Source organism: Vibrio sp. V39_P1S14PM300, assembly GCF_009904765.1.
In the GTDB taxonomy this organism is placed as follows: Bacteria; Pseudomonadota; Gammaproteobacteria; order Enterobacterales; family Vibrionaceae; genus Vibrio; species Vibrio proteolyticus.
On sequence record NZ_WXWP01000345.1, the window covers coordinates 1 to 2,182 of the forward strand.

General features: G+C 40.8%; 1 protein-coding gene. It reads right to left on the reverse strand.

Features of this window, described 5'->3' with window-relative positions; translation table 11 throughout:
- Position 1: 1 nt before the first annotated feature.
- Positions 2-2,041: an ATP-binding response regulator gene (locus CAG65_RS18100; protein WP_161454530.1), complete on the reverse strand. Its 2,040-nt coding sequence runs from the start codon at positions 2,039-2,041 to the stop codon at positions 2-4.
- Between the last annotated feature and the right edge of the window lie 141 nt (positions 2,042-2,182).

Below are 2,182 nucleotides of genomic sequence, written 5' to 3' on the forward strand. Positions count from 1 at the left end.
ATTAAAGATAGTGCTCCAACTTATCTAACAATCTATTTTTATCTGTTGGCTTAATCAAATAATCATTCATGCCAGCCTCACGAATACGGAATAATGTATCTTCTCGGTTATCTCCTGTATGCCCCACTATCGGTACATTAGAATACGTTTGCGAAGAACACCGAATACGACTGGTTGTATCAAATCCGTTCATAATGGGCATTTCTAAATCCATAAGGATCAGATCAATTGGAGTCGAGTTTAGAGCCTGAATCACTTCCTCACCATTCGTCGCTTCGGTGACCTGATAACCTTGCTTGTTAAGAAGAATCGCGGTAAACGAGCGAACTGAATCATTGTCATCAGCAATCAGTACACGTTTGCCGAACTGATTAGTTTTACGAGGGAGAACATTTCTGTCGGGCTCCGGTGACTCAAACACTAGCTTTTCAATTACGCCAGCAGAGTCCTCAAGCAGGGCACTGCGCTCAACAGGATAAAATGTCAGATAGCGGCTGAATTGATCATGATATTTCTTATGGTTTTCAAAAAGAAACGCGATCTTCGCTTCCGTAAACGTCAGTTTTGATTCCAGTTGACGGTATTCAAGCTCCCGACAACAATCCAAATCGACGATTATCAAGTCGAACTCAAATTCGTATTCTTCAAGCTCAATAGCATCCTGGATGGAAAGGCTTGTTAGCGTAAAACCAGAATAGAACGAGAGTTCATTCAGTTTACGGCTTACCAAAGAGTGATCGCCAACATAAAGCAAAGATTTTGAACGCATAATTTCGTGTTTAATATTATCGATGATTTCTGATTGATACGGCGGAAACAGCAGACAAAACTCCGTCCACTTACCGAACGAAGATACACAATGGATTGAACCTCCAAACGCACTCATCACTCGCTTACAAAACGGTAAACCTAAACCGAAACTGCCATTTTTCCCCGATGTATAGAAATCCTTGAAGATATGATCCAGCTTGTCTGGTTCGATTCCTGCGCCGTTATCGTAGAAACGAAGCTGGTTAACTCCGTTTGCAGATGTGATAGTAATAATGACTTCAAAATCACTATCTTTTTGGTAGAAAAACGCATTTTTTAACAGATTGTACAGGGCATACTTCATTAGCGTATCACTACCAAAGTAATCGAAGTCCTGTTCCACAACCAGCTTGACGTTGTCTGAAACGTTAGAGTTTGAGTAGGTAAAACTGTCTAGTGATTCACGAACCACTTTTTCTATCGAGTGTTTGATAAATGTTGAACGCGACACCCGGTTCTGGTCGATCGAGGTCAGCAATAAGTCAATAGTTTCGTTACCATTCTTAATTACTTCATCCGCGCTTCTGAGCACTTCATGTACTCGTTCAACCTCTGCCTCGCTGAGTTCATATATGGTCTTAGGGTCCGCTTTCCGGTTAGGTATGAGCGTTTCAAGTACATCAACTGAAGTCCTCAGTGCGCTAAGAGGGTTCCTCATTTCATGCGCAATTCCAGCGCCAAAAGATTTCGCGATTGAGACTTTCGTTTCATGTTCAACCTGATTTCGGAAATAAAATAAATTACCGAATATGTAGGTGAACAAGAAAATAGGCACATATGGCCATACAACGATCGTGTCAACGCGTCCGTCATTGATGAAATAAGACAGCAAAAATGCCACGAAAACAGACAGAATGGCCTGCATTAACATCACTTTAGTTTCATGCACTAAAAGGATATGCAGAAAAATCGAAGCCATGAACGACATCACCCAGACCGTTGACCAATCGTTCATAAACATCATGAATGAAAAGAAAAATGGTAAGCATATCGTGATCACCGCGACGTAATAATACGGTAGGTACTTTTTTAGATAACCAGGCAGATGCTCTCGCAAGGCTAATCCAAGTAACAAAAGAGCACAGAAGCCTCTGAGCCCTGCACTCTCGTATGCTTCCGGAAACACATAACCCCACACATAGTAGTAAATGGGAAAACCAATAAAGCCCATCCACCCAACCAAGGACAGATTTGGTTCTGCATATTGATAGATTTTCCTGATTACATCCATGATCCTAGCCATTCTGATTTACCGGACATTTGAACTATTTTATTGTTCCGGTTTATAAAACTTTGTTAATTATAATTAATTACCGACACGATTAATATCCATAGAACCGAGTTTCTAACGTCTTATTAATGAGACGTTAAC